Annotated in this window: 18 protein-coding genes; 8 read left to right on the top strand and 10 right to left on the bottom strand. The window is 61.0% G+C overall.

From position 1 onward, the window contains the following. Positions 1–23: 23 nt before the first annotated feature. From WBP06_RS26925 to WBP06_RS26915, 3 genes are all read right to left on the bottom strand, one after another. Positions 24–722: a hypothetical protein gene (locus WBP06_RS26925; protein WP_279727994.1), complete on the bottom strand. Its 699-nt coding sequence runs from the start codon at positions 720–722 to the stop codon at positions 24–26. 98 nt (positions 723–820) lie between these two features. Further along, the gene (locus tag WBP06_RS26920; protein ID WP_279727995.1) at positions 821–1,435 is read right to left on the bottom strand and encodes a hypothetical protein; all 615 of its coding nucleotides are present in this window, start codon (positions 1,433–1,435) and stop codon (positions 821–823) included. Continuing rightward, the gene (locus WBP06_RS26915; RefSeq protein ID WP_279727996.1) at positions 1,428–1,913 is read right to left on the bottom strand and encodes a hypothetical protein; all 486 of its coding nucleotides are present in this window, start codon (positions 1,911–1,913) and stop codon (positions 1,428–1,430) included. Before WBP06_RS26915 ends, WBP06_RS26920 begins: the two co-directional genes overlap by 8 nt. A 193-nt stretch (positions 1,914–2,106) precedes the next feature. On the opposite strand from WBP06_RS26915, the gene WBP06_RS26910 reads away from it, so the two are divergent. Further along, a complete protein-coding gene (locus WBP06_RS26910; RefSeq protein WP_279727997.1) occupies positions 2,107–3,147 on the top strand; it encodes a MucR family transcriptional regulator in 1,041 nt (346 codons plus the stop codon). 97 nt (positions 3,148–3,244) lie between these two features. Here the strand turns inward: WBP06_RS26910 and WBP06_RS26905 are convergent, their stop codons facing one another. Further along, entirely contained in the window at positions 3,245–7,507 is a 4,263-nt protein-coding gene (locus WBP06_RS26905) for a strawberry notch family protein (RefSeq protein WP_279727998.1), read from the bottom strand. A gap of 151 nt (positions 7,508–7,658) precedes the next feature. On the opposite strand from WBP06_RS26905, the gene WBP06_RS26900 reads away from it, so the two are divergent. Then, on the top strand, positions 7,659–8,324 hold the full coding sequence (locus WBP06_RS26900) for a UPF0149 family protein (protein WP_279727999.1): 666 nt from the start codon (positions 7,659–7,661) through the stop codon (positions 8,322–8,324). 378 nt (positions 8,325–8,702) lie between these two features. Here WBP06_RS26900 and WBP06_RS26895 read toward each other — a convergent pair whose 3' ends face one another. The 4 genes from WBP06_RS26895 to WBP06_RS26880 form a co-directional block, all read right to left on the bottom strand. Continuing rightward, positions 8,703–10,772 carry an Atxe2 family lasso peptide isopeptidase gene (locus WBP06_RS26895; protein WP_279728000.1) on the bottom strand — a complete coding sequence of 690 codons (2,070 nt, stop codon included), beginning with the start codon at positions 10,770–10,772 and terminating at the stop codon, positions 8,703–8,705. Positions 10,773–10,854: 82 nt separating this feature from the next. After that, entirely contained in the window at positions 10,855–13,446 is a 2,592-nt protein-coding gene (locus WBP06_RS26890; protein ID WP_279728001.1) for a TonB-dependent receptor, read from the bottom strand. A gap of 96 nt (positions 13,447–13,542) precedes the next feature. After that, entirely contained in the window at positions 13,543–14,505 is a 963-nt protein-coding gene (locus WBP06_RS26885; protein WP_279728002.1) for a FecR domain-containing protein, read from the bottom strand. Next, complete coding sequence (locus tag WBP06_RS26880) at positions 14,477–15,019, bottom strand: sigma-70 family RNA polymerase sigma factor (RefSeq protein ID WP_334183906.1); 543 nt, start codon at positions 15,017–15,019, stop codon at positions 14,477–14,479. Before WBP06_RS26880 ends, WBP06_RS26885 begins: the two co-directional genes overlap by 29 nt. Before the next feature lie 158 nt (positions 15,020–15,177). On the opposite strand from WBP06_RS26880, the gene WBP06_RS26875 reads away from it, so the two are divergent. Next, positions 15,178–15,426, top strand: a complete 249-nt coding sequence (locus WBP06_RS26875) for an SEC-C metal-binding domain-containing protein (protein ID WP_334183852.1) — start codon at positions 15,178–15,180, stop codon at positions 15,424–15,426. A gap of 42 nt (positions 15,427–15,468) precedes the next feature. On the opposite strand, the gene WBP06_RS26870 is transcribed toward WBP06_RS26875, so the two are convergent. Beyond that, on the bottom strand, positions 15,469–17,499 hold the full coding sequence (locus WBP06_RS26870; RefSeq protein WP_395335597.1) for a ParB/RepB/Spo0J family partition protein: 2,031 nt from the start codon (positions 17,497–17,499) through the stop codon (positions 15,469–15,471). 154 nt (positions 17,500–17,653) lie between these two features. Between WBP06_RS26870 and WBP06_RS26865 the strand changes: the two genes are divergently transcribed. Continuing rightward, complete coding sequence (locus WBP06_RS26865) at positions 17,654–17,929, top strand: HU family DNA-binding protein (protein ID WP_279728005.1); 276 nt, start codon at positions 17,654–17,656, stop codon at positions 17,927–17,929. On the opposite strand, the gene WBP06_RS26860 is transcribed toward WBP06_RS26865, so the two are convergent. Next, entirely contained in the window at positions 17,919–18,866 is a 948-nt protein-coding gene (locus WBP06_RS26860) for a toprim domain-containing protein (RefSeq protein WP_279728006.1), read from the bottom strand. The two genes, WBP06_RS26865 and WBP06_RS26860, sit on opposite strands and share 11 nt — an antisense overlap. A 554-nt stretch (positions 18,867–19,420) precedes the next feature. On the opposite strand from WBP06_RS26860, the gene WBP06_RS26855 reads away from it, so the two are divergent. The 4 genes from WBP06_RS26855 (at position 19,421) to WBP06_RS26840 (ending at position 21,441) form a co-directional block, all read left to right on the top strand. Then, the gene (locus WBP06_RS26855; protein WP_279728007.1) at positions 19,421–19,966 is read left to right on the top strand and encodes a LuxR C-terminal-related transcriptional regulator; all 546 of its coding nucleotides are present in this window, start codon (positions 19,421–19,423) and stop codon (positions 19,964–19,966) included. A 62-nt stretch (positions 19,967–20,028) separates the two neighbouring features. Next, on the top strand, positions 20,029–20,373 hold the full coding sequence (locus tag WBP06_RS26850; protein WP_334183850.1) for a hypothetical protein: 345 nt from the start codon (positions 20,029–20,031) through the stop codon (positions 20,371–20,373). Positions 20,374–20,386: 13 nt separating this feature from the next. Beyond that, positions 20,387–20,866: a hypothetical protein gene (locus tag WBP06_RS26845; protein ID WP_279728009.1), complete on the top strand. Its 480-nt coding sequence runs from the start codon at positions 20,387–20,389 to the stop codon at positions 20,864–20,866. Then, positions 20,770–21,441 (top strand): RadC family protein, encoded by a 672-nt coding sequence (locus WBP06_RS26840; protein WP_279728010.1) that lies wholly within the window; start codon positions 20,770–20,772, stop codon positions 21,439–21,441. Before WBP06_RS26845 ends, WBP06_RS26840 begins: the two co-directional genes overlap by 97 nt. The last annotated feature ends 135 nt before the right edge of the window (positions 21,442–21,576 follow it).

Raw genomic sequence — 21,576 nt, 5'->3', positions numbered from 1 at the left:
GCCAGGGGTGAGGCGGCCATCGCTCAGGCCGCTGCTCGCCACTCGTATAGCAGATGGGCATCCGGGTCGTAATCCGAGCCGATGGAAATTCGCACCAGCTTGCCGTCGCAGGCGAAGGCAGCGGCGCGTGGGAAATCGAGATGGCTCCTGCCTTCGAGGATCAGGTCGCCCGATCGTACCCTGGTTATCGTGCGGGTCGTTCCCAGCGATCGGTGGCCCGCCGGCGCATCGATGAGTTTCAGGCTATCGCCCGGCTTCACCCGCTTCTTGAACGCGGCGAGTGACACCAGCGCTTCCACCGGATTTCTGGGACCGCGCCTCTTCGCGAGCGCCGCCCAATAGGCCCGCCCGATCCGCGCTTCGCAGAAGAATGAGCAACTGTGAAAACCCTGGAGCGCATTGGCGCACGTAAAACCGAACCGCTCCATCTGGTCGCGCACTTCGACGATGAACGCGTTCTGCCTATCGCGGTCGGTAAGGTCGGCAGGCGTATCGAGGATTTCTGCGGTGACCTTGCGGCCGCCCGCAAATTTGCTCGTACTGATCGCGATGCGCGTGAGGGTGAACTGTTCGGCGAGATGCCGGCCCATTCGTGACGCAAGGGAAGGGAGATCCTCGCCCGAGCGGTACAGATCGCCCTGGTACTGGAAATTGCCACGTTCGTCGTAGTCGGTCTGGCTATACAGGCGCGCGGGCACGTCCGGCGCGGTGACGTCGGTCATTGGTCTATCCTTGTTTTGCTGAAAAATGGCGCGACGGGACGCGGCGGCGTCCTCGCTGCCGGTCGCTTCAGGTCATGCGACTGACGAGGCGATCGAGTTTAAGGTGCCACACCGGCCGAGCTTTGCCGTATGGCGATCCAGGCGAGATAGCCGAGACGGATCTCGTCATTGGCAACTTCGGTTTTCCAGTCGGACACGGGATGGACCGGGTGATCGCTCCAGGGGTCGGCAGCGGGCTGCAGCGCCTTCGACAGTCCCTCGGCAGTCTCGCCGAATTCGATCCGGTCGGCAAAGATGGCGCACCATCCGCCGCCCGTATCCTCGGGCCGGGGACGCGAGGAGCCATAGCTCCACGTAAAGCCGATTGGCGCTTCGCTCAGCGTCTGCCGGCAGCAGCGCTGAATCAGCGCGGCGATGGCGTCGGGTTGAAAATCGCTGTCGCCATAGATCGACACCATGCACGGATCGGCTCCAGTGACCTGAAGCTCGGCACCGAAACGGGGAAACCGCGGATCGTCGAAGATCGCGAGCAGGCCATTGAAAGGGTCGCCCAGTTCGACCGGCGGGAAAGCCGCGAGGAATTCGGCGCTCGGATCGCCCGGCGCGCCGTCGTTATCGAGGTCAGCGGCATGCTGCCACGCCTCTTCGATCAGTGCGGCTTCCCGCGCTGTACAGGTCAATGCGACCGAGCCCTGAACATAGTGATCAGCCATGGGTGATCTCCAAGATGACGACATCGGTGGGCTGGTCGTCCACGATAACCAGGGGAGGCGGATTCATGCGTGCGCGCTGGTAGTCCGCTTCGATTGTTTCGATGCTTCCCAGTTTCCGGATGCGCTCGATGGAGAAGACCTGCTCGTCTTCCTCGGTGGTCAGGACCGGCTGTGGCTCGCCGTTACCCGTGTAAACGATGCGAACCGACGGGAAGCTTCCGGGAGAAGCGCCAGACCAGCGAACATAATGGAGACCGTGCCGGTGACAGATTCCCTCGATCTCTTCGAAACAGCCGTTGGCGACATCATGATCCATGAGCGCGAGCGGCTTACCGACCGGGATATCGTCGGGATCGAACGGCGTGCCGTCCCAATCGACAGCCGGATTATCGGCTCTGATCGCCTCGATCAGTTCGGGATATCGGGATCGGGCGAGTCTGCCGCCGATCAGGATGTGCGCGGATACGCAGTTCGCCATGTTGCACCTCATGGAATAGCGAGACCTCGAGCTGGTCTTCTGCTCTACTCCTCTCCCTCCCCTTTCCGCGGACTGACGGACTTGTTTCCACGGACGACTTGCATGAGACGTGGGAACAGGCTTAGCTCTTCGGCAATTCTTTTTCGGCAAGAGACAACTTCCCTATTGCCTTCCCTTAGCCTGGAGTTTTTGCGTGGCCGATACCGAGCAGCCCGATCTCACTGCAATGACGGTGCAGTTACTGAGCGCCTATTTCTCGAACAACCAGGTGCCGGCCAGTGACATTGCCGGGATCATCGAAGCGACACGCGGCGCGCTTGAAGGAAAGGGCGAAGCAGAAACGCCCGCGCCAGTCGAGCATGTTCCTGCCGTATCGGTGCGCAAGAGCCTGGGCTCGCGCGAGCACCTCATCAGCATGATCGACGGCAAGCCGTACAAGACGCTGAAGCGGCATCTGGCGACCAACGGGCTCACCCCGGCCGAATATCGCGAGCGCTATAAGCTCCCGCGGGACTATCCCATGGTGGCGCCCGCCTATTCCGAGCATCGCCGTGCCGTCGCTGCAAAGCTGGGCCTCGGAAGAAAGGCGGGCGAAACGGCTCAGAAGGAGGCGCCCGTCGCCGAACAGGCCGTACAGGAAGCCGCTCCGATGCCCGCCCCGGTGAAGGAACAGAAGCCGAAACGCACGAGCAGAAAAGCCAATACGGCGACGCCCGCCGATGAGGTTGCCGCCATTGCGTTGGAGCAAACACCGAAATCCGCGCCGGAAAAGCCCAAGCGTACGCGTGCAACGGCGGCTAACACCAAGCCGGCCATCGAGGCTTCCGTGATCGCCGTCGAGACGCCGGAAGCCGCACCCATGGCATCGGCCACACCGGGTGTCTCGGCTGCGGCCGCCCCCGCACCCGCACCCGCACCCGCACCCAGAAAGGCGAAGGGCGCAGCCACAAAGTCAGTCGCAAAGAAACCGGCGGCGAAAAAGGCATCCCCAAAAACATCCAGCGGTGCGAAGAAACCCGCCGCTGCCAAGGAAGCTGCCGCCCCGTCTCCAGAGACCCAAGCTCCTGAAGCGGCGAAAACGGAATCGTCCGCGCCTGCCCCCAGGAAGAAGAAGCTCGGGATCGTCACTGGCGCTAAGTCCGCCGCATCGCCGAAAGCCAAGACTTCCAGCAAGCGTACGAATGCCGTTAAGAAAGATGCAGCGCAGGTTGATACACCGGCGTCCACGGAATGATTAGAAGGGGTGAAGTGCGATTCCGTCGCGCTTCACCCTCTTCCTTCTGCAATATAGTGGGATCTGGAGCGGCATAGCCACGCGCGGCAATGGTCGATCAATTCCGATCCTCAATGATCCTCGTCAATATGGCGCATGCGCGATCGGGTGGCAGAAACAGCCTGGTCCTGAAGCTCAAGACCTCCGAGAATGCCCCGCAGGACTTGAGCCAGGTGCGATCCTCGGGCCGATAATCGCGTATCTCGAGGCGGGGACTATCGTTGACCTGGACCCGAACCAGCCTGGCTGGGCTCAGGCCCGGAATCGCTACGCCGCCGGCCATGCGCGCGCCGGCAATGATCTCGTCAGGCCCTAGAATCACGCCACCGGCAAGCCCGAATGCCTGTTCGAGCCGCTCGAGGGCGCCGGGATGGATGATACGCCCGAGAATGGACATGCCGGTGCCGTCGTCGATCCGCCATACGCGCACGTCATCGGCGGGTAGCCTCTTCCACACGGGCAGGAGCAGGCCCGTCGCGAGCGTGATCGTTTCGACCACAAGCTTTTCCCCAGCATCGCGGGCTTCCGCGTCCCAGAGCGCCTGGAAGCTGTCACGCTCGATCTCCTCCCAGTGGCTGCCGGCAAGTGCCGCGACGTCCATTCGCGCCCGGCCACCAGGGCGTATGAGATAACAGCGTTCGATCCATTGGCCCTCCTCGTCCTGCCCCGGCCATGTCGGCACATAGAGCGCCACTCGACCCGAGCGCGTGTTGTGCAGCCACCGCACGTCGTCCGAACCGCGCAACTCGAACTGCAATGCGGCCCAACCGGTGACCGGCGGTCTTCGATGAAGTTCGAGCCGTAACAGCCTCGTTTCGGCGCCGGTCACTGGGTCAGCGCGCAGGAGCTGGTCGGACAGAACATGCACACGTTCGGCGCGGATCGTCTCGATCCCCAGATCAAGCGTTCCGGCAGCCCGCGCCGCTTCGACGCGATCCTCGACCAGTCCCAGGAATTCTTCGAAGATGCGGTTCTGCGTGGCGATGCGCAGGGCGAGGATGCGATTGAGCCAGCGGTGGATCGGCGGCAGGCGCTCTTTCAGTTCCCCGCCCTCGTCGCACAGTTCCAATCCGGTGATCTCCTGGAAATCGGCGAGCGTCACACTGCGCAGCTTGCCCTCATAAAGAAGATGGAACCACTGGACGAGCGCATCGCGCGCGAACTCGGATTCCAGACTGTCGGATGGATCGAAAAGATTCTGCGATCCGGCCTGACGCTGGCCCCGGGTCAGCGCGCCGAGCGCTTCGAGGCCCCGGATAATCGTGCTGAGGAACCGGCGCTCGCCGCGGCAATCGGTCGTGAGCGGGCGATAGACCGGCGGCGTCACCTGATTGGTGCGGTGGCTGCGACCGAAGCCCTGTACTGCCGAAAGGATGCGAAATCCCAGTTCGAGGAGAAAATGGGTCCGGCGACAATGCGCGGTCGGGCAGTTCCGATCCGAATGCATGGACCGGCCGGTGCTGCCCGCGAGAGAGAAGGCGGCGATCGATTTATTGCCGTTCTGAAAGGCCTGGACCTCGAGGACATTGGTGCGGGCGCCGCGCCTCTCGATCTTCTGCCGGCCCGTACTGTCGGTGGCGATGCGCCGGGAACGGCCCGTGATCTCGGCGACCCGCTCCGTACCAAAATGTGCGATCAGCGCGTCGAGCGCGGTCGGAATGGCAGGCAGAGCGCACAGGTCCTCGATCAGTTCGTCGCGAGAAGCAATTGCCTGCCTGCAGAGCACGGGATTGCCTTGGGCGTCACTCATCGGTTCCGAGCGAACCGTGCCGTCATCGGCGCGAAAGACCCGCATCTGGCGCACCGGGAAGGCATTTTTCAGATAGTCGACGAGGGTCTCCTTGGGAGAGACCTGGACATCCATCATCGCCCGTTCCTCCGGCGAGAGTTCGGACAGCCGCCGGTCCATGATGGCTTCGCCCGTGCTCGCCAGCTGCACCAGCACGGCATTACCCGCCGCCAGTTCCTGCTCGATGGCCGCGATGAGCGTCGGGATCTTCAGGCTCACGAGCAGGCTGGAGAAAAACCGCAACTTCGCCCTCTCAAAGGAGCTGAGCGCTGACCCGCGCGCCTGGCCGTTCTGGGTCTTGCCGGAAATGCGGTCGACTACGCCGATCTCGGCGAGAACGTCTCGCAGGCCTCGATGGATGATCCCCCAACTGTCCGCGTAGGCATCGTATACCGAGATCTGGTCCGGCGTGAGCGCATGCTCCAGCGGTTCATACTCGACGCCGGCGAAGCTCAAGGCGCGGGCAATGTAGAGACCCATCGCCTTGAGGTCGCGGCACACGACTTCGAGCGCGGCAATGCCGCCCTCTTCCATAGCCTTCATGAACATGTCGCGCGTGGCGAAGGCCGTACCGGCTCCCCATAGCCCAAGGCGAACGGCATAGGCGAGGTTTTCGGGCCGGGCCGCGCCGGTCGCCGACATGTAGAGGATGCGGGCACGCGGCAGCGCATTTTGCAGCCGGACGCCGGCGAGCCCCTGTTCCGAGCCTTGCGCCTTCCCGAAATCCGTCTCGGTCCCGGCGGCATGGGCCATGGCGTGGGATTCGTCGAAGACGATCACCCCGGAGAAATCCTTACCGGTCCAGTCCAGCAACTGCTGCAGGCGCGATGCCGTATCATGGCGGCTCGAGCGCAGTGCAGCGTAGGTCAGGAAGACGATGCCGCTTTCCATGGTGATCGGCGTGCCCAGCGCAAAGTTCGAGATCGGCTGGATATCGATGGCAAGGCCCCCAAGCGCTGTCCAGTCGCGGCGTGCGTCCTCGATGAGATCAGCCAGCGAAATCCAGATCGCGCGGCGATTGCCGCGGTTCCATTGATCGAGAATGATGCCTGCTGCCTCGCGCCCTTTCCCGACGCCGGTCCCATCGGCAACGAAGAAGCCGGTCCGGTAGGTGCAGCCCTCCTCGTCCTCGAGCAGGCGATCACCAGCCAGATTGGCCGAGAAGCGCCCGGGAAGATCGCGTTCGTGCGCTTCGCCTGCATGGATGATGGCCTCAAGCTGCGCGTCGGAGAGCGCCTTGAAGGCACGCTTCTGGAGACGGGGGTGGTAGCGAGGCGCCGGAAGCGAGACGGATGCCATCGCGATGGATTCGACGAGTTCGTCCGGATGCGCGCAGGCGTTGTCGATCACAAGCTGAGCGGGTTGCCACAGGGAATAGATGCCGATCGCCTGTCCCGGAGCGAGTGGTGTGCCGCGTACGCTGTACGATACCGGTTCGGGCGGTTCGCTTGAGGGAATGCGGACTGGCGGTGCTATTTTCCGTGACGGCCGCGTTATCAGGGCAGCAGTCAGCGGTGGCTTGGGTTCGGGCGCGGGACAGGGCCTGACCATTGGTGCGGGCGCCGGGGGTGGATCGAAAGGATCAAGCCGGGAGGGAAGAGCCAGCACGATATCGAGAGCCGCTTCGATCGTGTCAGCAACGTGGCGCTGGGCTTCTCCCGTCCATCCCTTGTCGTAAACAAGGAGGCGAACATCGATACTGGTGCCATGCTTGGCATAGGGGGTTCCGCGGATGGTGATCTCGGCGCGCGGCGGCGCCATCTCGGCAACAGCGGTGTAGCCGAGCGAGGCCGTGCCGTCCGCCGCGAAGTTCGGCGGCATGATCGCCACGCAGCGGCCGCCGAGGGCGAGGCACGTCAGCGCGGCGCGCAGATGGCGGGCGCCGACGTGGCGATCGACACCGCGCCCGGCACTGCGACTGAAGGGTGGATTGATCAGCACCAGCGTCGGGCTTGGAGCGCCCGCGAGCAGATCGCCGATATGTTCACCGTCATGGCGAATAACGGTTCGATCGAAAGTCCGAGCAAGCAGATCGGCCCGTTTCGGATCTAATTCATTGAGTTGCAGGCACGCACCCGCGCGCCATGCATGGACCGCGAGCATCCCCGTGCCCGCCGACGGCTCGAGCACGATGTCGTCCTGCCGGATCTGCCCGGCAAGGCCTGCGAGCCAGGCGAGGCTCAGCGGCGTGCTGAACTGCTGAAATTCAATCTGCCGCTCCGAACGATAGGTCTGGGTGGGGAGCGCGTGCTCGAACGCCCGCAGTGCCGCGAACATCTGCCGTGGTTCTCCCCGCAGGAGCGGGCAATCGGCGTCCTGGAGCAGCATCACCTGCGCGGCTTCGAGTGCATCGTAGGCATCGCGCATGGCCCAGGCGCCATCGGCATCGTCGGCCGTGAATTCCTCCAGCATGAAGCGCTTGAGGGCCTGTCGTGTAATCTGCGCGCCGCGGCGCATGTGCTGGGCGATCGAGATGGCGACGCAATGCAAGGATGCTGGTGCATCCATGGTGGCGAAGGCGAGTTGGGACATATGCTTGGGCACCTCGGCAGATAACGGGATCAATCATCGCTCCCTTCCCCCTCCCTCCGCTCCTCGGGCGCTGGTCCCGGTGCGGATGCCAGGAATTGTGGGGAGATATCCGGGACGATGACGAGCGGGCAAAGGCGGGCTAGGAAGGGAAATGGCTTTCTCGTTCGACTATCTCGATGAGCTCGATCAGTTGCTGCTCGCGCAGGGCGATGACTGCATGCTGCTCACCCAACTCGACGGCTTCCTGACCGGCGTCATCGTCAGCCCGGACCTGATCGTGCCCAGTCAATGGCTGAAGACGATCTGGGCGGGAGACGACGGCGAGGGCATTCCCACATTCGCCGATGCCGGCGGCATGCAGCATTTCATCGATCTGGTGATGCATCGCTACCATGAGATCCTTGCATCGCTGGCACAGCCCGGCACATTCGAGCCGGTGCTGGAAATCGACACCCGGACCGACGAGACGCTGTGGGAGATGTGGATCGAGGGGTTCGGGCAGGCGATGGACATCTCGCCTGCCGGGTGGCTACGGGTTCTGGCCGACGATGACACCGGATGCAGGGCGGCGATCGAGGGCGTCCGGACATTGCGCGCCTTTGCCGACGGGACGCAGAAGCTCACGCGCGCCGAGGAGGATCGCTGGGATACCGAGGCGCCCGACCTGATCCCCATCTGGGTGGAGATGCTCCATCAGTGGCGGCTTGAAAATGATCCGCACCGGCCTTCCAGCATCAAACGCCAGAAGATTGGCCGAAACGACCCCTGCCCCTGCGGATCGGGGCGCAAGTACAAGAAGTGCTGTGGCCTGAACTGAGAGGCCAAGGCGGGACCGGGAGAGGCCCGGCCCCTGCGATCTTCACGCGGCGCGCGGCAGATTTTTGACTGTCGCGTTATCGGATTCGTCGGCCGACCGGGATGGAATATGTTCTCCAGGACAAGTAACAATGGAACGTTTAGCCTTACATAGGTCTCCGGAATCATCATGTGCTTGCCGGTAATGACCAACCTATTGCGCACCAAATCTCAATTCCGCCGGTCGACCTGAAAGTGCTTTTTTTGGTCAGATCATCGAAAATTTTCGAGGTCGGATTTCCCGCCTAACCTTCGCCATTATTTCAAAAGTACCCTGCTCCTTTCGGCAATTTTTGCGGAGTTCTTCGTAAAAGGACAGATGGTGAATTGTGTTATGGGTCTACTGGATTATTCTATTTTCTTTCAGATTATGCCAGACCTGATATTGGCGTACATCTGTCGGATAATCATCCTCTTTTCCATTTAGCCAAAAGTCCAGCCATTGGATGTTTCGTCGATAAACCGCCAGCCGATGCCCGGGCTCGATTTTTATATGTCCCTCGTCAGGGTAGACAAACATGTCGACCGGCCATCCACGATGACGCAACTCTCGATAGGTACCCAACGCCATCCGATATTCCGCAGCGGACGCCTGGATGAGAATCGGGAGAATCTTGGGATTCAGAGCATTGGCGAGGGATCCGGAGCGCCAGAAGGCCGCGCCGTTGGCGTTCGTGGCTGGATACCCCGCCTGTACATAATAGTCGTCCAGTGCAGATCCGGCGATTTCGAGCGCAAAAGGCCCTTCGCAACATGTACTGAGGATCGCAGCCGAAAACAGGGTGGAATGCGAGAGAGCAAATGTAGCGGTCACTGCGCCGTCGCTGAGACCCGTAATGGCGACCTTCGTTGGATCGATGATTTTCTCCACGTCGAGCTGATGGATTATTCTCTCGAGGGAAGAGAGGTTACTCCGTCTGTCGGCAAAGTTGCGTAGGTTGAATTGGTTGAATTCATCCTCGCTACGTGGCGCCATGGTGTAGGCGAACCATGGAGGTCTGTTGAAACTCAACACGGCGAAACCACGCGCAGCCAGAGCCTGAATCGGATACTCATCACCAGTCCCACCACGTAGGAAGCCCTTCGAATCATATTGGACGATTACCAGTGGGAGGCGCCGATCCCCTTGATATCCCGGCGGAAGGACGAGATCGCCAAAGGTGGAAATCCCAAAATCATTCGACCACTCCAGCCTGCGGACTGTACCCAGCGAGAATCTCTCGAAATCCGGATTGGGGTCGAAGATGCGGTGTCGAGCCCCATTTCGCGTCGAGATGGCGACCAGGGTGCGCGGCTTGGTGGCAGTCTCTTCCGCGCAAAGAAGGTCGCTATCGGCTAATTTGCATCCAAAGATCGAGTCTGCCGTGGCAAGCAATAACCGCGGGCTTCCGCGTCGGGGCATCCAGGCGTAGAACTCCGTCCGCCCGTCCGCCACACCGGCTCGGCGCTCGAAGTAAAGCGTTTGCCCATCCTTTGACCACCAGAGTCCTTGAACGTTCGAACATTTCGCCTGTGAACATGGCACTATTTGACCATCCACACGAAGCGCCAGTGTTGGCTTCTCGCCGAAGATCTGACCAGACGAGGCAGACCAGGCGACGCTGTCGCCCGACGCGAAGACCGCATAGGCGACAGCTCCCTCTGGCCAGGTAGACCAAGGCCGCAGCAACTGGACACTTTCCTTCGGCGGCGCAACTTCCGTTCCGTCCGCTGATCTGATCGCTTTGTGAACAAGAGGAACATTCGCCGAAATCAAAGGGCGGTCGCTGTATAGCGGTCGGAAGCGACTATCGTAGTGATATCCGTCGCGACCCTCAGCCTCGATGGCTTTACGGGCGGCTGTTCTATCTGGACGAGACGAATAGAGAATTGTTGAGCCATCCAGCTCCCAGGCCAGCTCTTCAATATCGACATCAGACGTAGCCAAGCGATGCGCTGACCGATCTGCTAGGTCAAATCGCCAGATTTCTGAGCGGTCCAGAAAGTTTTTCGTGTAGGCGAGATGGGTGCTATCAGGCGACCATCTTATCAGAATATTCTTGGGTATGCCTTTGGGAACCTCGGCTGCTCCATATGCGGTGCTGTAAGCCGCAACGATCTTTCCGCCGTCATCGATGACAGTAGGAGATTCGCCCCGCCTCGCAGGTGCAAGCACAATGGCCGTGCAATAGTCGTTCGTCGTTGAATCAGCTTGGCGAATTTGCAAGGCGATCCATTTTCCGTCGGAGGATAGTTCAAAAGGTTCGGAAGTGATTGCTACCCCCAACTCGCCAAAATCCCGCAGACGAAGGAGATCATCCGAATTGATGGCGCGATGTTCCGAAGCTTCGGCTGTGGCTGGTCTTGGCAGCGTACAAGGCGTTACCTGGGCCTTGGCTTGGGAAATGTGGGCGCATGATGCGAGCGCCAAGACGCAACTCGCGTGGGCTGCGAAACGAGACCGTGTCATGATGAAACTTTCGGGAGAGTGAGCGACCTGCCGGACTTGTTCGTTACCAGTCCTTCGAGAGCGTCAGGCTTATGAAGCGACCAATGGCCGAGAAATTGGTCGAATCGTAGTTCACATAGTCGAGGTAGCCGCTCGTCGGCGCCGCATAGGGCGGGCGCTGATTAAATATGTTCTGCACGCTGAGAAGAGCGCTTACGCCGTGGAATGGTCCTGCGGGGGTGGGAAGCTCATATCTGATCGATCCGTCAAATGTCGTTTGTGAGGAAATCTTGGCGACCGTCGTGGACCGCGTATCCTTCAGGCTGCTGATGTGATTGACATAAAGCATCGATGTGAAATTGCCGTCGGTCCATCCGATGCTTCCGCGCGCCTTGAATCTTGGAGGATTAAAGATAATGCCCGCCATATCCAGCGCTGTGCTTTCGCTGGTCAATTTCTGTTTCGACCAGAGCCAGGCTCCATTGGCGTTCAGCAGCATTGCTGACTGAGTGCCAATATCGATCCGATAATCGGCAGTCAGGTCGATGCCATCGATTTTCTGTTTTGCAGCATTCACGTAGCGATTATTAAGGATCGCGACGACATTATTCGGACCATCGGGCGTCGTATAATTATAGAATAGGTCTGCATTGGCGATTGTTTGATCAACCAGCGTCTGACTGGGGTCATAGGTGACATATTGCTCGTAATCCGGGTTAGACAGCGCCTGATAGACAGCCGTACCTGCTACTGGCTGCACGACGCGGTCCTTATACTGCACGTTGAAGTAGCTGACCTGAAGGTTGAAGCCCTTGATCCACTCTGGATGCACTGCGATGGAAGCAGACCAGGAAGTGGCTTTCTCCGGCTTTAGGTCCGCGTTGCCGCCAGACTCTATGAGCATTGTCGATCCGACGGGAAAGCGCTCTCCTCCAAATGTATCGGCAGTGTACAACTGGGCGTAAGTTGCAGCCCGAAGATCATTCAAGAGCGGGGCCTTGAATGACTTTCCCCATGACGTCTTTATGTCGATGGATGGGGAAACTCCATATACGACGCCAAACTTCGGCACGGCGACATTGGCAATGCCCGGATACCGTTCGTATCGCACGGCGGCGTTTGCTGAAAGACTATGAAGGAGAAGGCCGCCTTGACCGGGCTCAACGAATGGCAACGACAGCTCAGAAAACGCATAATAGCTTTTGACCGACCCAGCGGAGTCGGCTCTCGATGCGGAGTACCGCGTGGAGGTATAATGATTGTTGCGATAACCTCCACCCACAACGATGCCGATAGGATTAGCGATAATTCCCGGTATTCGCCCCGATACAAAGCCCTCGATATTGGCCAACTCGTTACAATAGCAGCCACGGATGCGGCTCGTCTGCGTGCCCTCGTACAGTCCTATTTGGTCGAACTTTGTGTCGCTCCGCCCATAGGTTCCCCCTAAGCTAAAATGCCAGTCGGGTGCTATTTTGATTTTAAGCGACGGGGATATCGAGTAGGACTCGGTTTCTGGAGAGTTCTGGTAAATATCTCCGTAAACCAATTCCTCCTGTTGAAACGACGTTCTGCGGCTGTAGGTGGCGTCGATTGAAATATCGGCAAACGATCCAATTGACTGATGGCTGGATATGATTGCATTTGTTTGCTTTATTTCGGGATACAGGGTGGTCCCCTGCGGCATATACTGCGTGAAGCTGCGATCATGGCTGTATATTGCGGAATTATAGTCATGGCTGACAGCAGCCATTACTCCGCCCGTTTGCCATGTCTTTCCTATCACGGCACTGTATTGCTGCTGAACATCGCCCCCCGATGTTGCTGCGCCTAGTCTTGCTACCAGGGTTGCTCCATCGAAATTACGCTTCAGTACGACATTCACCACACCGCCTACGGCATCCGAACCATAGATGGCTGAAGCTCCGTCCGCGACGATATCGACGTGGTCAACAGCGGCAAGAGGAATGGTACTGACGTCTACGGCTTGTACCCTTGCACCGTACGAAAGCCGATGGCCGTTCATCAACGTGAGCGTTGCATCGCCTCCCAGTCCTCGAAGATTGGGAGAAGAGCCAGAGCTCACATTGCCGTTGCCACTGCCGGTAGTGCCACTCATGACACCGGGGTTCTGCCCCCCGGCAAAATTCTGCGGCAACGAACGTAGTACTTCGCCAAGCTCAGCCTGCCCGGCAAGCCGCATTTGCTTGGCATCAAGATTAATAGTTGGAGAAGCGGAAGCTCCGCCTACGATTCGCGATCCGGTCACGACGATATCGGCGCTTTCGCTATCGGCTGCCGGCCGCACGGTCTGTCCATCGGCTGCAGATGTATCTGCCCGGATCGTGATTATGCTGGTCGATCCCGTGGACGAGGCTACTAACCCCGATCCTTCAAGAAGAAGGCGAAGAGCTTCCGCAACCGTGTAGCTGCCACGTACCAGGCGGGTGCGTCTCCCACGAAGGCTGCTTCCGCTGGCGACGACTTGGATGCCTGCTTGTTTGGCGAACATGGGAATGCCGCGTGACGCTGGCTGTGCCGGCACGTTGAATGTCCGCGTCTGGGCCAGCGCAGGATTGAGATTCACCGCAAAAGTGAGCGCCGCAGTGCTCGCCCAGAGAAGCTGCTGTACCGATGGTCCGAATTTTCCCCGCATTCGTTATCTCCCCCGTCCGCATGGACTGCGGCCCGATGAAAATAGGACGGTCGGGCAGCGTCTTTCCGATGGTGGCCATCGAAAAAAGTTCACGATTCACCGGGAGAGGTGGATGATATTGTCCTGGATTGACATTTTTGCCGCCATCGTCGCTTCGATGGCTTGGCCAAACCCTTCGGGTTGGTCGACGCGAAAGTAGCCGACTAGCGATTCCCGACCCAAAGCCGGGGTATCGATTACGATTTTGCGCGCGTTATAACGATTGAGTTCAGCGACCGCATAATCCAGGCTCTCGCCGTTAAGCGCCAGTTCCCCGGTGCGCCAAGACAAGGCCCGGTCGATCATGTTACCGGCCGATGCAACCTCGATCGGCTTGGCATCGGCAGCTACGAAGCTTTTCGATCCGGCGGCAATTTGGGTGCGTTGGTTCTCATGACCCTCCACCCAGACTTCTACCAAGCCTTCGGTCACGAGCACGTCGGCGCCATCATCGCGGCGGCGTACGGAGAAAGCCGTGCCGACTGCCTTCACCCGGACTGTGCCGGCTTCGACCACGAAGGGGCGGTTCTTGTCATGCGCCACTTGGAACCAGGCTTCACCGTCGTTCAGTCGGACATCGCGGCGTTTGTCCACCATGACCACCGCCACGTCGCTGGCGGTGTTGACCGACGCCACCGATCCGTCCGGCAGTGGCACACGCCGGATTTCTCCCAATGCGGTCCTGATCTCGATCGGCGCAGGTCGCGTGAGGATGAAGCCGGTGACGCTGGCTGCGGTCAGTCCGGCAAGCGTGCTTCCGCCGATCAGAAAACGGCGGCGCGTCCAGACCGGTGAATCATCGTCTTTGGGTGCTTCCACAAACGTATCCGCCATGGCGCGGCCGCGATCCAGATACGCCAGCGCGGCCTCGGCGCGCAGCAATGCGCCTTGCCGCCGCTCGTCGGCATGCAGCCAATCGTCGAGGGCCTGCTCCTCCGTAGAGGTCAGCGCCCCTTCGCCAAGCCGGACCGCCCAGCGCGCGGCGTCGTCATCATTCATTGCGCTGCTCGTCACGTTCACTTTCTTTCCTGCTCCCTCGCCGGGAAGGCATCGCTTCCATGCTTTCTCCCGCGATTGCTTTGAGTATCAGTTTGAGGCCGCGTATCGCCTGTGCCTCTACCGTATGTTCCGGAACGCAGAGCCTTTCGGCGATCTCACGCTGCGGCACGCCTTCGATTCGGCGCATTTCGAAGATCACGCGGCACCGTTCCGGCAGTTCCGCGATCAGCTGCCGGACCCGCTCCAGTTCCTGACGCGCGCTGGCCCGCCGTTCCGGGCCCGGATCGTCGTCGGCCAATGCCAGCATATCGGCTTCAGTAAGACTGTCGATCCGCACGATCCGGTCATGCCGGATACGATCGAGCAGCACGGATCGCGCGGTCGAGAAGAAATAGGCCCGGCCGCTGCGAATGTGCGAGACATCGTCGAGCCGGGCGATCTTCACATAGGCATCCTGAACTATGTCCCCGACCTCGTCTTCCGGCACAGCCATCCGCCTGAGCCGGGCGCGCAGATCCGCCTCGTGGGGAACCACATGGCTTCCCACCCAGGCGACAATCTCGCGCCTGTTGCGCGTCACGTCAGCGGATCCATATACTTGATCCTGTTTGCCATCATCTCAGAAGACGGTCGACGGCTCTATTTCCGATCGAGCGCTTAAGATATTTTTGAGTAGCTCAGCGGCCCTTCGGTATGGATCGAGGGCATCCGGACATTGCGCGCCTTTGCCGACAGGACGCGGAAGCTCACACGCGCCGAGGAGGATCGCTGGGATACCGGAGGGCCGACCTGATCCCGATTTGGGTGGAGATGCTGCATCGGCGGCGGCTGGAGAATGATCCGCATCGGCCGTCCAGCATCAAACGCCAGAAGATTGGTCGAAACGACCCCTGCCCCTGTGGATCGGGGCGCAAGTACAAGAAGTGCTGTGGCCTGAACTGAGGGGACAAGGCGGGACCGGGACAAGCCCGGTCCCTGCGATCTTCACGCGGCGCGCGGCAGAGTTTCGTCTGTTGTGTTATCGGATGCGTCGACCGACCGGACGGGCATGTCCGCATCGGCATTCGCCACTTCATCATCGGCATCGGCTTCCCCTTCGGCGGGACCAAATCGCATCTGCTCGGGCAGCCAGGCGAGCGCCCGTTCCTGAATTTCGGGCTCGATGACCACGTCGCCGCCAAACAGCCGCTCGGCCGATGCGGCAAGGTCGTGCTTCTTCGAACCCGAATAGCGTACGCGCAATTCCTTGCCGCCGATCTCCTCGAAGAGAGCCAGGATGCCGGGCCTGGTCAGCTTGTCGAAGAAGGTCAGTGCGGTGGGGCGCCACCAGGCAGCCACATCGATGCCGAGCTTGCGACCGAGATGGTTGAGGAAGTCGGTGCCCTCGCGGCCATCGGGAACGGCATGGAGCGTGCGCGCAATCGCCCATCCGAGCCAGGCCGCCCGCGCTTCATCGCCAAGCGCGCAGAAGGCATCGTAACGCTCCTCAAGCCCTGAGTAGCCGGTCCAACTGCGATCGAGCGCCTCTTCCAGCCTGCGCCATTCTGCCGCCGCCGCGGTCTCGGGCTTGAAATCGGCAAGAAGCTGCGGCGCCGGCGCGGCATATAGATCGCTCGGCAGGATGCAGGGCATATGCCGGCATTCCCGCTCGACCATGAGGAAGGTACCGAGATCGAGCGCGAATGCCGGGTCGCTGGCGACATGGACGGCCAGGAGCTCGGTCTTCATCATCGCCAGCATCTCCCGCAGGCGCTGGCTCATGGCGGGCGCGGTATCGATCGCCGCACCGGAGCCGCTGAGCCCGTCGGCAGGTTCGGCGTCTTCGTCATCGCTCTCGTCGGCACCCGTGTCGGCAGTGGGTGCGAGGTAGAGCTGATGATGGATCTGCGGGGTTCCATCGGGTTTCAACACCACATAGCCGAGCGCGAAGGCTTTCTGCCCGGGATCGATCACGGGCTCGCGTTCGGTGATCGCACGCAGTTCAGCCTGGAGGTCGACGTAGCGCTGCGCCTCGTCGCCTTCAGGCTCGTAGGTCTCATCTCTCGCGCGAAGGTCGATCCCGGCGATTTCCGCTTCGATCTCCTGTTTACGCGCCTCTTGTTCCCCGGTGAGGGGCTCAATGCTTCCGCTCAGCGGTTGCAGCGCGAAGGTCGCCATGTAGGGAACGTGCTCGGCGGCAACCACCCGCACCTCGCGCAGCCCTTCACGCTGACGGATCGCCTCGGCCTGCGCGGCGAGCTTCTCTGTGGCCAGGTCGTCGAGAATATGGGTATCGATCCAGCGCTCATCGGTAGCGGTGGAAAACAGATCCTCGTCTTCGACACGCCCACCGGCGGCGATATAGGCGTCGCGTCCGACCAGCAGTGCCCTGGGATCATCGGCCCGGTAGCTGTAGGATTTGAGCGCCCGGCGAATCTCGTTGACGTTATCGCGCGAAAAGCCGGTCCGCAGCGATCCCCACACTGCCATTTGCCGGCCCCTGTCCGCGGTCGTGGCATAGGCCTTGGCGACGTCGAGCGTGATCTCCTCGCCCTCGAGCGCGGCGAAGATCGGATCGGCGAGATTGGCCAGACGCAGGCGGCCAAGCACAAAGCGTTCCTCGATCCCGAAGCGCCGGGCTATGTCCGCAGGGCTCAGCTTTTCGACCTCGATAAGGTCCCGGAAAGCGAGGCAATCTTCCGCAGGGGAAAGCGCCTGCCGTTCGAAGTTCTCGACGAGGCTGATCTCACGACCGTCCTTCGTGTTTGAAAGAACCAGAACGGGCACGTCGTGATCGGGCCGCAGCACGCCTTTCGCGATCAGGCGGTGGATCGCATCGAGGCGCCGGCCTCCGGCAGTGATGCGGTAGTGCCCCTTCTTTCGGGACACCGGCACGCCGACAAGGTTCTGAAGGAGACCATGCGCGGCGATGCTGGCTTCGAGCTCGGCATCGGCGCGCGGATCGGTCCGCTTGCGCACGTTGATGGGCGACTTGGCGAGATGGCTCGCGGGGATGAGAAGGGCTGGTTTGATCATAAGGAAACTCCTGGAGGAGCGACGGCCCGCACAATCAGGCCGCGCGCGCTGCCCCCTTCCCCCTCTCCTTTTCGGTCGCGCCTTTTTGGGTCGTGACCATGGGGTGCTGCGCGGCTAAGGACACGGGGCTTCGCCATTTTCCAGGAGACTTTTCATGAACAATTCCGAACTCGCAGAAGCGCTGGCGGCGGCGCTCGGCCTCACGAAAGCCGATGCACGCCAGGCCGTCGACAGTGTCTTCGATCTGATCACCGATGCCGCCGCGAAGGGCGAAGACATTTCGCTGAACGGCTTCGGCAAGTTCAAGGTCAAGGATTCCCCTGCACGCGAGGGCCGCAATCCGGCGACCGGCGAGACCATCGCGATCAAGGCCTCGAAGAAGCTGAGCTTCGCCCCGGCCAAGGCGGTGAAGGATCGCCTCAACGGCTGACGGGTTCGCTGCCCCCGCGTCTCGGGACGCGGGGCGGCCTTCTCTCGTTGGCCGCTCCTCCGGCCGCGCGCAGCCGGGTGGCGAGCACATCGGCCCAGTCGTTATGCCCTGTAGACGGCCAGATACTGCGGATATCCAGGTGAGGCCGGGCATAAGCTTCGAGAGCGCGCTGGTGCGCGGACCATCCGGCCGCATCCCTGTCGAACAGGAGCACGAGCCGTTCGAGGCTGCCGGGCAGGAGAATATGCCCGGCGCGCTCGGCGCCGAGCGTAGCCCAGACCGGAAGCCGGTGCAGCCGCATGGCGGCAAGCGCGGTTTCGATCCCTTCAGCGAGACCCAGAATGTCGTTCGCCGGCGCCAGTTGGACAGCGCCGCGACCGGGACGCCCCAGCATCATGCGAGGATTGGTCAGATCCTTCGCCAAACTCACTGATAGCGGATCGAGGAAGGACCGGTGGACAGCGACGATCCGGTGCCTCTCGCGCACGGCGGCGATCAGCGCCGGTCGGAATACCACGTCGCGGCCACGTCCGAGCGGTGCGCGCGCTTTATAGCGGAGGTCTTGCCACGGCGGCTGAAGCAGGCGCCCGGACAGGTAGGCTTCGGCGGACGTCCCGATGAGTGGAACAGATGCATCCCAGAGGCGCAAGGCTGGCCCTGGTCGTTTCTCGGTCGACGCGGCGTGGGGATACGGTGCTTCCAGGGTGGATTGAGGAAGAGGCAGACGCAGTCGGCGGATCGCTCGCAGGACCGAAATCGTGTCACAGCCGGCGAAGCATTTGAACAGCAGGGCACGGTGGCCGACGCGGATGGACAGGCTGGGATCATGGTCGTTGTGCGCAGGACACAGGCAGAGCCCCTGCCCATTCGTCCATCTGCCGCCGAGCCGTCGGCACAGCCGCTCGCCCTCGATCTCGAGGTCAGGTGCTGGGGCCATGGTGCTCGTCTCCTACCTGGCCGGCGATGACCTTTCGCGGAATGACCTCGACATCATGAACATCGGGCACGCATGGATCCTGCCCCGAAAATCCGCCGGAGTTTGCCGGGAACGGGTAAGCGGGTGAACTGCGCCGGGGGATATGGGGAAGTCGGCAACGGGTGACATCCAGTGGGAGCTTCGCATGACGATACCTCGATTATTTCGCCATTCGCCCTCCCTCTCCCTTTCGTCGCATCCCGCTCGCGCCCGACTCGGATTGGCGTCGGGGTAAAAAGCGAGTCGTCGCCCGTACGAACCGGGTTAATAGATTTTAACCGTCTACCGTTGCCTTAAGGCTACATATCGTTGAATCTCTTCAGCAATCGCCTGTTTGACCTGTCACCGGGCGGGACGTAGAGGTATAGTTTGAAGCGGCATGTGATCGAATTCGACACCGTTACCGGCAAGTATAGCCGGAAGATCGGATACGACGCGCAGCAGGAAAGGTGCGACTTCATATTGCCCGAGGAGGGCGACGGGAAATGCCCTTGGTTACAGACCATTCGGACAAGATGAAGCTTCTCAGCCGGCGGCATGGCGACTGCCTGCGCGAAGCGGCGAAGAGCTATTCCGCCAAGGAAATCGGCCTGATTTTGGGTCTGTCGCCCAGCACCGTGAACAATCTCATATTCGAGGCGCGCCAGATATTGGGCGGGGTTTCCCGCAGGGTCGCAGCCCAGATGTTCGTGGCCTGGGAGGCACAAAATGCCCCATCAGAATTCCAACATTTATTGCCCCCTCATTTATTGCCCCTAGGCGAGAACCGCGATTCCTGCCCTGATGTGCGTGTTGACGAACCCACGGACACACAGACACAGGTAGCGCAGGCAGTCGACAGCTTCGCGGAGGAACAACGGCCTATGGCCAATGGAAACCGCTCTCGCTCGTTACGCGCCCTGCGTGATCTGGCTCCCGTCCGTACAGCAGGGAGGCAAGACAATGACCTGACCGGATCATATACGCTGATCATCTTTGTGATCCTGATGGCGGCGTTGCTCGTCATCATAGGTTCCGCAGTGTCGCTGCTCTCGGCGCTCAACACTCTCGTGAGCCAGTAGGGCAGCATCTATCCCAAAACCCCTATTCTTGAACCTGTCCGTGAGGATGGGAAGGAGCAAACATGCGCGCTCAACGCCAAACCATCGCCCGAAACGTCGCTGAACGTCTCTTCGCCGCTGAAGCGGCCCTCGATATTGCCGCCGCCCGGATTGCCGAACTGAATGCGGCGCTTCCCCTGGCTCGCCTGGACGCCCGTCTCTCGGCGGCCATCGGCCAGGAAGCCTTTGCCAGTTCCGCCTCGGCCATGGTGCTCGTGGCCGAAACGCGCGAACGGATCGTCGCGACCCACGCCAATCTCAAACAGGCCAGCGACGACATGGGCCTGACCGAGGTGAGCTATGGCGACCTGCTCAAGGTCAGGGGCGCTATCTCGGAGCCCGCCGGCCAGCACCTGCGGGCGGTATGATTGCCCGCGTCTCGTGATTGACGAGCTTTCACAAATCATGTTGCCATGGGTCATGACGAGACAAATCCTGTTCTCCGCTCTGCTGGTCGTCAGCAGCGGCTATGCGTTCGTGAAAGGGGGCCGTCCCGAGCAGATCGGGGCGGCAACCCTCCTTGGAGGCGCCGGTCTCAGCGTTCTGGCTGCATCGCCCGCCATTCACCGCTTCGAGCACGTCGAGACAGGTATTCTTCTGACCGACCTGGCTATCCTGGGAATATTCCTATGGCTATCCCTTCGGAGCAATCGCTTCTGGCCGATGTGGGTCGCAGCCATGCTGGCGGACGAGGTCATCCTCCATGTCATGCTGCAGACTGTGCCGAATGTCGTGCCGCGCGCTTACATGCATGCGATAGCGGTATGGAGCTGGCTGGCGCAGATCGTCCTGATCGCCGCGACATGGCGTCATCAGGACCGGCTGAAGCGCAGGGGTGCCGACGCGCCCTGGAAGAGCTGATCGGGCTCACCCGGCCCGACCGGGCCCGCGAACTGGCTGATCGTCTCTTCACCCGGTTCGGGTCACTGGGTGGCGCGCTGGCGGCGTGTCCGGCTGAGCGGATCGAGCTGCTCAACCACGCCATGGATGTCGAGCGAACATTCCGCTGCTTCCAGCGCGTGCTGAAGCAGATGCTATGGTCCGCCCTGATCCGGCGACCGATATTATCGAGTGATCAGACCCTTCACGACTATCTGCGCGGCAACATGGCCTATGAGCGGGTCGAGCATTTTCGCGTGTTGTTTTTGAACGCAGGTAACGAACTGATCGCCGACGAGGTCATGGGGATCGGGTCTGTTTCCGGTGTTCAGGTCTGGCCCCGTGAAATCCTCAAGCGGTGCCTCGACCTGAATGCGACGGCTATTCTTCTCGCGCATAATCACCCGTCAGGATCGCCCGTACCTTCGCGGGCGGATCGGGATCTTACAGAGAAGATCGCGAACGCAGCCCGATTTTTTGGTATCGTCGTGCACGATCATCTCGTCGTCGCGCGCCGCGGAATCGTGAGCTTTCGCGAGGCGGGGTGGCTGAAATGACGCTCCTCTCTCCAGTCCATTCCGCGCGCTACGGGCCGGGTGCAGGACAATCCGCAATCAGGAGCGTCGCTGCGCGATACATTGGTCCGGCGGATTGGCTGAGCCTTGCTCCAGAACCCGATAAGCAGATGGACA

The organism is Novosphingobium mississippiense, from assembly GCF_044029535.1.
Classification (GTDB): domain Bacteria; phylum Pseudomonadota; class Alphaproteobacteria; order Sphingomonadales; family Sphingomonadaceae; genus Novosphingobium.
Note: the sequence above shows the minus strand (reverse complement) of the source record. Positions and strands in the feature narration are given on the sequence as shown.

Coding starts and splice junctions, on each gene's coding strand:
- WBP06_RS26905 (WP_279727998.1), bottom strand. CDS start 7,507: ATGTCCCAACTCGCCTTCGCCACCATGGATGCACCAGCATCCTTGCAT.
- WBP06_RS26925 (WP_279727994.1), bottom strand. CDS start 722: ATGACCGACGTCACCGCGCCGGACGTGCCCGCGCGCCTGTATAGCCAG.
- WBP06_RS26900 (WP_279727999.1), top strand. CDS start 7,659: ATGGCTTTCTCGTTCGACTATCTCGATGAGCTCGATCAGTTGCTGCTC.
- WBP06_RS26850 (WP_334183850.1), top strand. CDS start 20,029: ATGCGCGCTCAACGCCAAACCATCGCCCGAAACGTCGCTGAACGTCTC.
- WBP06_RS26870 (WP_395335597.1), bottom strand. CDS start 17,499: ATGATCAAACCAGCCCTTCTCATCCCCGCGAGCCATCTCGCCAAGTCG.
- WBP06_RS26840 (WP_279728010.1), top strand. CDS start 20,770: ATGGAGCTGGCTGGCGCAGATCGTCCTGATCGCCGCGACATGGCGTCA.
- WBP06_RS26875 (WP_334183852.1), top strand. CDS start 15,178: ATGGATCGAGGGCATCCGGACATTGCGCGCCTTTGCCGACAGGACGCG.
- WBP06_RS26920 (WP_279727995.1), bottom strand. CDS start 1,435: ATGGCTGATCACTATGTTCAGGGCTCGGTCGCATTGACCTGTACAGCG.
- WBP06_RS26860 (WP_279728006.1), bottom strand. CDS start 18,866: ATGGCCCCAGCACCTGACCTCGAGATCGAGGGCGAGCGGCTGTGCCGA.
- WBP06_RS26915 (WP_279727996.1), bottom strand. CDS start 1,913: ATGGCGAACTGCGTATCCGCGCACATCCTGATCGGCGGCAGACTCGCC.
- WBP06_RS26890 (WP_279728001.1), bottom strand. CDS start 13,446: ATGCGGGGAAAATTCGGACCATCGGTACAGCAGCTTCTCTGGGCGAGC.
- WBP06_RS26855 (WP_279728007.1), top strand. CDS start 19,421: ATGAAGCTTCTCAGCCGGCGGCATGGCGACTGCCTGCGCGAAGCGGCG.
- WBP06_RS26865 (WP_279728005.1), top strand. CDS start 17,654: ATGAACAATTCCGAACTCGCAGAAGCGCTGGCGGCGGCGCTCGGCCTC.